The 7,051-nt window shown below is 73.5% G+C and carries 7 protein-coding genes and 1 riboswitch; of the genes, 4 read left to right on the top strand and 3 right to left on the bottom strand.

From position 1 onward, the window contains the following. Positions 1 to 68: 68 nt before the first annotated feature. Positions 69 to 1,487, top strand: coding sequence for an SLC13 family permease (locus NMN56_RS32160; protein WP_274041834.1), 1,419 nt, complete (start codon positions 69 to 71; stop codon positions 1,485 to 1,487). Positions 1,488 to 1,567: 80 nt separating this feature from the next. Next, positions 1,568 to 2,899 (top strand): glycerate kinase family protein, encoded by a 1,332-nt coding sequence (locus NMN56_RS32155; RefSeq protein ID WP_274041835.1) that lies wholly within the window; start codon positions 1,568 to 1,570, stop codon positions 2,897 to 2,899. An 18-nt stretch (positions 2,900 to 2,917) separates the two neighbouring features. Here the strand turns inward: NMN56_RS32155 and NMN56_RS32150 are convergent, their stop codons facing one another. Beyond that, complete coding sequence (locus NMN56_RS32150) at positions 2,918 to 3,289, bottom strand: VOC family protein (protein ID WP_274041836.1); 372 nt, start codon at positions 3,287 to 3,289, stop codon at positions 2,918 to 2,920. A 218-nt stretch (positions 3,290 to 3,507) separates the two neighbouring features. Here NMN56_RS32150 and NMN56_RS32145 point away from each other — a divergent pair, with 218 nt between their 5' ends. Continuing rightward, entirely contained in the window at positions 3,508 to 3,909 is a 402-nt protein-coding gene (locus NMN56_RS32145; protein ID WP_283742529.1) for a hypothetical protein, read from the top strand. Here the strand turns inward: NMN56_RS32145 and NMN56_RS32140 are convergent. Then, positions 3,861 to 5,162 carry an aminotransferase class V-fold PLP-dependent enzyme gene (locus tag NMN56_RS32140; RefSeq protein ID WP_274041838.1) on the bottom strand — a complete coding sequence of 434 codons (1,302 nt, stop codon included), beginning with the start codon at positions 5,160 to 5,162 and terminating at the stop codon, positions 3,861 to 3,863. The two genes, NMN56_RS32145 and NMN56_RS32140, sit on opposite strands and share 49 nt — an antisense overlap. A gap of 64 nt (positions 5,163 to 5,226) precedes the next feature. On the opposite strand from NMN56_RS32140, the gene NMN56_RS32135 reads away from it, so the two are divergent. Beyond that, positions 5,227 to 5,421, top strand: coding sequence for a hypothetical protein (locus NMN56_RS32135; protein ID WP_280842716.1), 195 nt, complete (start codon positions 5,227 to 5,229; stop codon positions 5,419 to 5,421). 154 nt (positions 5,422 to 5,575) lie between these two features. Next, positions 5,576 to 5,694: riboswitch (SAM riboswitch) on the bottom strand. A 277-nt stretch (positions 5,695 to 5,971) separates the two neighbouring features. On the opposite strand, the gene NMN56_RS32130 is transcribed toward NMN56_RS32135, so the two are convergent. Continuing rightward, entirely contained in the window at positions 5,972 to 6,838 is an 867-nt protein-coding gene (locus NMN56_RS32130) for a sirohydrochlorin chelatase (protein WP_274041840.1), read from the bottom strand. Positions 6,839 to 7,051 lie beyond the last annotated feature (213 nt).

Raw genomic sequence — 7,051 nt, 5'->3', positions numbered from 1 at the left:
GGTCTTGATGAAGTTGCCTTCATAAAGCACTCATTGAGGGCTCACGGCGGGGCCGAAGACTCAGTCGTATGACATTGAGTCTTCGGCAGGCCATCCCCCTCTGTCTCGCGTTGAGCGTGTGCGCGCTCCTCGCGGTGCCCAGCAACTTCGCCGGGCTGAGCGGGGACGCGCGGCTCACGTTCGCGGTGTTCGCGCTGGCGACCTGCGCGTGGATCGGCACACCGATCGACGACACATATATCGCGCTCGGAGCGGGGCTCGCGCTCGCCGCCACCGGTGTCATCAGCTCCGACACCCTCTTCGGCACCCTCGGCGACGAGACGGTCTGGCTGCTGATCTGCGCCTTCGTCCTGGCCGCCGCCGTCTCCAGAACCGGGCTGGCGGCGCGGGCCGCGGCCTTCCTGGTGAGCGGGGCCCGTTCGGTGCGGCAGCTCGTGCACCTCACCACGGCCGCACTGGTGGTCAGCGCGTTCGCCATACCGGCCACCTCCGGCCGCGCGGCCCTGGCGCTCCCCGTCTTCCTCGCGCTCGCCGCCGTATTGCGCGAGCGCAAGCGGCTCGTGGTGATGCTCGCGCTGCTGTTCCCCACCGTCATCCTGCTGTCCGCGGTCGCCACCCTGATCGGCGCCGGCGCCCACCTGATCACGGTGAGCGTGCTGTGGGAGTCGGCTGGCGAGCACGTCGGCTTCACCCAGTGGCTGCTGCTCGGGCTGCCGCTGGCCATAGTGACCTCTCATCTGGCCGCCGAGGCCGTGCTGTTGACGACGACACGGCGCGAGGACCGGCACGGACCCGTGCGGATCACCGTCGAGGACATCCAGCGGCACTCCCCGGGCACCGTGACAGGACCGCTGTCGCAGCCCGAAGCGCGGGCGGCGCTGCTGCTGTTCACCGTGGTCGGGCTCTGGTGCAGCGAGCCGCTGCACGGAGTGTCCCCCGCGCTTGTCGCGCTGATCGGCGCCGTGGTCGCCGCCTCGCCGGCGCTGGGCACGGTCGGGCTGAAGGACGCGCTGAAGACGGTGCCCTGGTCGTTGCTGCTGTTCATGGCGGCGACGATGGCGATGGGGGTCGCGCTCTCCGCGTCCGGCGCCGCGAAATGGCTGGTCAGTGGGGTGCCCGGCGGTGCGGCCCTCCCGCCGTGGGCGTTCCTCGGCGCCGTCGTCCTTGTGAGTACGGGCGCGCACCTGCTGCTGCAGTCGCGTTCGGCCCGCTCCAGCGTGCTGGTACCGCTGGTCGTCGCGGCGGCTGCCGGCGCCGGGGTCAACCCGGTGTCAGCGGCGCTCGCCTCCACGGCAGCCGCGGGCTTCTGCCACACGCTGCCCGCCTCGGCCAAACCCGTCGCCCTCTTCGCCGACATACCCGACACCCCCACCTACACCCCCGGCGACCTCCTGCGCCTCTCCGCCGTGCTGGCCCCGCTGACAGCGGTCCTGGTGCTGGTGTTCGCGCTGCTCGTGTGGCCGCTGCTGGGCGTGCCGGTGCGCTGAGCGGCACTCCGCGCCGGCCCCACGCCTCCGCTCAGCTCGTCCTTCTCCGCTCACTCCTCGTACATTGCAAGGAGCCCGTCATGCCCGACAAGCCCGCTTCCTCCTACCACATCACGGTCGCGCCCAGCGGCTTCAAGGAGTCCCTCTCCGCGCACCAGGCCGCCGAGGCCATGGCCAAGGGCATTCGCCGCGTCGCTCCCGGGGCCACGCTCGACCTCATCCCCCTCGTGGACGGTGGCGAGGGCACAGCCGAAGCCCTCGCCACCGCGACGGGGGGCCACCTCGTCCCGCTCCACGCGACGGGCCCGATCGGCGCCCCCGTCCGCACGCATTTCGCCCTGCTCGGGAACGGAGCGGTCGGGGCCGGGCAAGCCGGCTGGGCGGCCGGAGCGGCTCACGTGCCCACAGCGGTGGTGGAGATGGCGGCGGTGGCCGGGCTCTCGCTCGTGCCGCGCGAGTGCCGCGATCCGGGCATGACGACGACATACGGCGTCGGCCAGCTGATCCGCGCCGCGCTCGACGCCGGGGCCCGGCGCGTGCTGGTGGGCTGCGGGGACTCGGGCACCTCCGACGGCGGGGCGGGCGCGCTCCAGGCACTCGGGGCGCGGCTCCTCGACGGGGACGGCGCCGAGCTGGCGCGCGGTGGCCATGTCCTGCCGGCTCTGGACCGTATCGACGCGTCCGGCCTCGACCCGCGCTTGAAGGACACCGAACTCCTCGTCGCCTGCAATCCGTTCAATGTGCTGTGCGGCCCGACCGGCGTGGCGCGCGTGTTCGGTCCGCAGAAGGGGGCGACGCCTGAACAGGTCGAGCTGCTCTCGCACGGGCTGGACCGCTGGGCGGCCGTCCTGGAACGGGACGTGGTGAGCGACCCGTTCGGCGCGGACCTGCGCAGCGCCCCCGGCACGGGTGCCTCCGGTGGCCTCGGCTCGGGCCTCGCCGCTGTGGGCGCCAGGTTGCTCCCCCGCTTCGAGGTCCTTCTCGACCACCTCGACCTCGACGCACGCCTCGCCCGTGCCGACCTCGTTCTCACCGCCGAGGGTTCCCTCGACCACCAGACCGCACGCGGCAAGATCCCGGCCGAGGTCGCCCGCCGCGCCAAGCTGTACGGCAAGCCGGTTCTCGCCCTTGCCGGCACCCTCGGCGAGGGCGCGGGCAACACCCCCGGCATCGACGCCTACGGTTCGATACTCCCCGCTCCCCTCCCCCTCGCCGAAGCGCTCACCCACGCACCCACCTATCTCGCGGACGCCACCGAACACGCCTTCCGCATGGTCCTTCTCGGCACCCGCCTCCCTCTGCACCCAACCAGTCCTGTGCTCGGCGCGGGACCGACCAGTCCCGTGCTGGGCGCGGGGCGGGCGGAATCCGTGGGTGCGCCTCGTGCAGACGTCGGTGGCGTGCGGGGGTGACGGGCGGCCGGTTGGGGCTCAGTGGCCGCTCGTGTCGATGACGCAGAACGCGTTGCCGTCCGGGTCGGTGAGGACGATGAAGTCGGCGTCGGGCGGGTACAGGTCCCAGTCGGTGCGGTGGGCGCCGAGGGAGACGAGGCGTTCGGTCTCGGCGGCCTGGTCGGCGGCGTCTCCGGCGTAGAGATCCAGGTGAATGCGGGGGTACTTCTGGACGGGGGTCTCGCTCTCGGCCAGGGAGAGTTGGGGCCCGGCGCGGCCGTCGGCGGGGATCAGGATCGCCCAGTCCTCCTCGGGTTCCTCGCGCGGGACGTAGTCAAGGGCGCGGGTCCAGAAGGCGACCGCACGGGGTACGTCGGCCACTCCCAGCACCACGGATCCGATCCTCAGCATGCGTTCGATTGTGGCAGCCGGGACCGACAACGCGGGTCACGCGGCCGGCGTCGACCCGGCCTCGCCGAGGCCGAGTTGGCGCGGGGAGACCGCGCCTGCCGGGGTGAGGCGGGTCGCGTCCATACGAGGCGTTCCTCCCGGCGGGGGCCGTCGCACCCCTCCGGCCCCCGCGCTGCGTCGCGCCCCCGGGGCCCACGCTGCTGGCCCGCACGGTGCTGATGGCACTGACGGCGGTCGACGTGCAGGTCGTCGTCGGTTACGCGTCCGCGCTCGCCCCGTACAGCGTGCAGTTGACCGCGCTCGCCTTCCTCCTCACGGGCCCGCTTCGGCTGGTCCGAGGCGGCGATGCCGGGCTGTTCGGGCTGTTCGGGCTGGTCGGCGCCGTGGGTGTGGTGGGTGTGGTGGCCATGACGTTCGCGGGCCGGCTGGGCGACCGGGCATGTGGTGGCCGCCCGCGCATGAGGCCGGGCGGCCACCACGTGCGCCGGACACGGCCGACCCACCTCGTTCAGCGCGCCTCACTCAGCCCGCCCCGTTCAGCCAACTCGCTGAGCGCGCCCCGCTCAGCGCTTCAGCCCGCCTCGCGGTCCGGGACGCAGCGGCCTTCCTCGGTGCGGTAGCCCCAGCGGGCGCCGTCGCGTACGAGTTCGGTGACGGCGGCGACGAACCGTTCCACGTGCTCGTCGGGGGTTCCGGCGCCGAAGCTGACCCGTACGGCGTTCAGCGACCGCTCACCCGGCTCGGCGTCCGGTGCGCCGCACTCGCCGGGTGCGTCGTCCTCCTGGCCGAGGAGGGTACGCAGCAGCGGGTGGGCGCAGAAGAGGCCGTCGCGTACGCCGATGCCGTACTCGGCGGAGAGCGCGGCGGCGAAGTGGGAGCTGTTCCAGCCGTCGACGACGAACGAGAGCACGCCGACCCGGTCCGCTTCGTCGCCGAACAGTGCGAGGACCGACACCTCGGGCACCGCGGCGAGCCCGGCACGCAGCTTCTCCAGCAGCTCCTCCTCGCGTGCGACGAGGCGTGCGAAGCCCGCCTCGGTCAGGGCGCGGCAGGCGGAGGCGAGGGCGTAGGCGCCGATGACGTTGGGCGAACCGGCCTCGTGGCGTGCCGCGTTGGTGTGCCACTCGACGTCCACACCGCCGTCGTCGCGCCGTGCGACCTTACGGCTGGCGCCGCCGCCCGCGAGGTACGGCTCGGCCTCGCGCAGCCAGTCGGCGCGGCCCGCGAGCACGCCGGCGCCGAAGGGCGCGTACAGCTTGTGCCCGGAGAAGGCGACCCAGTCGACCTCCAGTTCCCCGATCCGCACCGGCCTGTGCGGCGCGAGCTGGGCCGCGTCAAGGACGATGCGGGCGCCGTGCCGGTGGGCGGCGCGCGCGAGTTCGCGTACGGGCCACACCTCACCGGTCACGTTCGAGGCGCCGGTCACGCACACCAGCTTGGGGCCGCGCGGGGCGCCGTGCAGCGCCGACTCCAGTGTGGCGACGGCCTGTTCGGGCGAGCGGGGCGCGTCCAGGTACGTCACGTCGTGGCCGCGCCACGGCAGCAGCGAGGCGTGGTGCTCGGACTCGAACACGTACACCCGGGTCCCGGTGGGGAGCGCCGCGGACAGGAGGTTGAGCGAGTCGGTCGTCGCCCGCGTGAACACCACCTGGTCGCCCTCGCCGCATCCCACGAACTCAGCGACGGCGGCCCTGCTCTGCTCGAACAGTTCCGTCGAGAGCTGCGAGAGGTACCCGGCACCCCGGTGCACGCTGCCGTAGTACGGCGCGTACGCGGCGACGTCGTCCCACACCCGCTGGAGCGCGGGCGCGCTGGCCGCGTAGTCCAGTGCGGCGTATGTCACCTCGCCGCCGGTCACCAGCGGAACGCTCACGTCACGGCCGAGAACCGGGAGGGGAAGCGGAAGGGCCTGGTCGGAACAGGAGGGGTCCGGGGAGGTGCCCGGGGTGCCCGAGGTGGTGGAGGTGCCCGATGAGCTGGGCGCGGCGGACGCCCCGGAGATCGCAGAGGCCCCGGAGATCGCAGAGGCAGCGGAGGCGGCAGAGGCTGCGGGGGTGGAGGGGCCGACAGTGTCGGTGGGGGTGGCAGCCGTGGAGGCGGCGGCGGAAAACGGCATGGCGAAGCTCCCGTAGGCAGGATCGAGTCGATGACGCGCGCACACGTCCAACGCGGAAGCGGCGCGCGGAAAGGAACCGGAAACCGGTGAACGGAAAGGGGCCTGCGGCCCTAGCGCATTCGCTGACTCACTGGGGAACTCCCTCGTAGACCAGGACCCCTGGCATGAGGGATCCGCGCTTGCCGCGGACCTTGCTGTCCCACGGCCTGGTCATCACCCGGGGCACCCCGCCACGGACGGAGGGTTGCCGGACAGCGGGCCGGGGCCTTGATCGCTGTCGCTCGTGACCTGGCCAGGAGTATGCCATAGCCCTCTCACGCCGCACACGAGTGCGTCCGCATCGCGGACAGCACCCCGGAAGGGGCGAAGAGCCCAGGAGAGCCCGGAGCGCACTGTCCTGGGAGCCGGCCCGGCCCACATCACGGTGTTCGGGGAGCGAGCCCCGGAAGGCAGCTCGGAGAACCTCGGAGAACACGGCCCGAGGGAGCCGACGCCCCGGGAACGCGGCCCGGGAGGCGCGGCCCGGAGAGCGCCGTGCCGAGGGACACGGGCAAGGCACGCGGTCGTCAGGCTCGCGCCGTGCGGCGCTCCCCCACTGCCGTGGGCATCGGCATCGGCATCGGTGCTGGCACCGGCACTGACGCTGGTTCCCGCACCGGTGCCGGAGACACCGCCGCCGCCGACACAGGTGCTGGCACCGCCCCCCGCTTCGGCGCCGGCGCCGAACCGGACGCGGGCGGCCCGTCGGTGGCCCGTTCCGCGAGGAGTGCGACCACGGCGGGGTGCGCGGCGAGCGGTGCTGCCACAGTGTCGGCACCGGCCGTGTGGAGTCGGTCGGCGAAGAGGCCGGGGGCCAGGAGCCAGGTGGCGACGGCGATGTGGCGGGCACCCTCGGCGCGGAGGCGGGCGACCGTATCGGCGACGGAGGGTGCGGAGGTCGCGGCCCAGCCGACGGATACGGGACAGCTCAGCAGCCGCCCCAACCGGCCTGCCATGCCCTCGACTTCGGCGCGGGCGCCCGGATCGGAGGAACCGGCGCCCGCGAGCACGAGTGCGTCCCCGTATCCGAAGGTCCGCGCGCCGCTCTCCGCCAGGCGGTCGACCAGCGCGGGCAGCAGCGCGGGGGCTGGGCCGAGGGGCGGCGTCACGTGGACATCGGTGCGACCTGCCCGTTCGATCTGCGCGGGGATGTCGGTGCGTACGTGGTAGCCGGAGGCGAGGAACGCGGGAACGAGCGTGACGGGGCCGGGGAGCCGGGCGAGCGCCCCGGCGACATCGGGAGCGCGTACGTCGGCATGGGCGAGGTGGACGGCGCGGCCGGTCCGCCGGGTGAGGGCACACCGCAGCGTCTCGGCGACCCGCGCCCCCGCTTCGCGCCGGGTGCCGTGCACGACGAGCAGCACGGACGGCCCCGGTGCCGACCTCTCACCCACGTATGTTTCCGCGTCCGCTCGGTGTGCGGCCACCGCGGTCTCGGCAGTCATCGAGATCTCGACAGTCATCGCGGTCATCGCGGTCGCCACGGGCAGCGCCGTCGCCACGGGCATCGCGATCGCCACGATCGCTGCGGTCACCGCCATCACCGCCGTCGCCGCGGTCACCGCCGTCGCCACGGTCACCGCGGGCGTCACCGTCGGCACGGCCAC

It is taken from the genome of Streptomyces iconiensis (assembly GCF_028657195.3).
Classification (GTDB): Bacteria; Actinomycetota; Actinomycetes; order Streptomycetales; family Streptomycetaceae; genus Streptomyces; species Streptomyces iconiensis.
This window is presented reverse-complemented; position numbering and strand designations above follow the sequence as displayed.

Bases quoted from the DNA above. Each gene is read 5' to 3' on its own strand.
- NMN56_RS32160 (WP_274041834.1), top strand. From the start codon at position 69: ATGACATTGAGTCTTCGGCAGGCCATCCCCCTCTGTCTCGCGTTGAGC.
- NMN56_RS32155 (WP_274041835.1), top strand. From the start codon at position 1,568: ATGCCCGACAAGCCCGCTTCCTCCTACCACATCACGGTCGCGCCCAGC.
- NMN56_RS32150 (WP_274041836.1), bottom strand. From the start codon at position 3,289: ATGCTGAGGATCGGATCCGTGGTGCTGGGAGTGGCCGACGTACCCCGT.
- NMN56_RS32145 (WP_283742529.1), top strand. From the start codon at position 3,508: ATGGCACTGACGGCGGTCGACGTGCAGGTCGTCGTCGGTTACGCGTCC.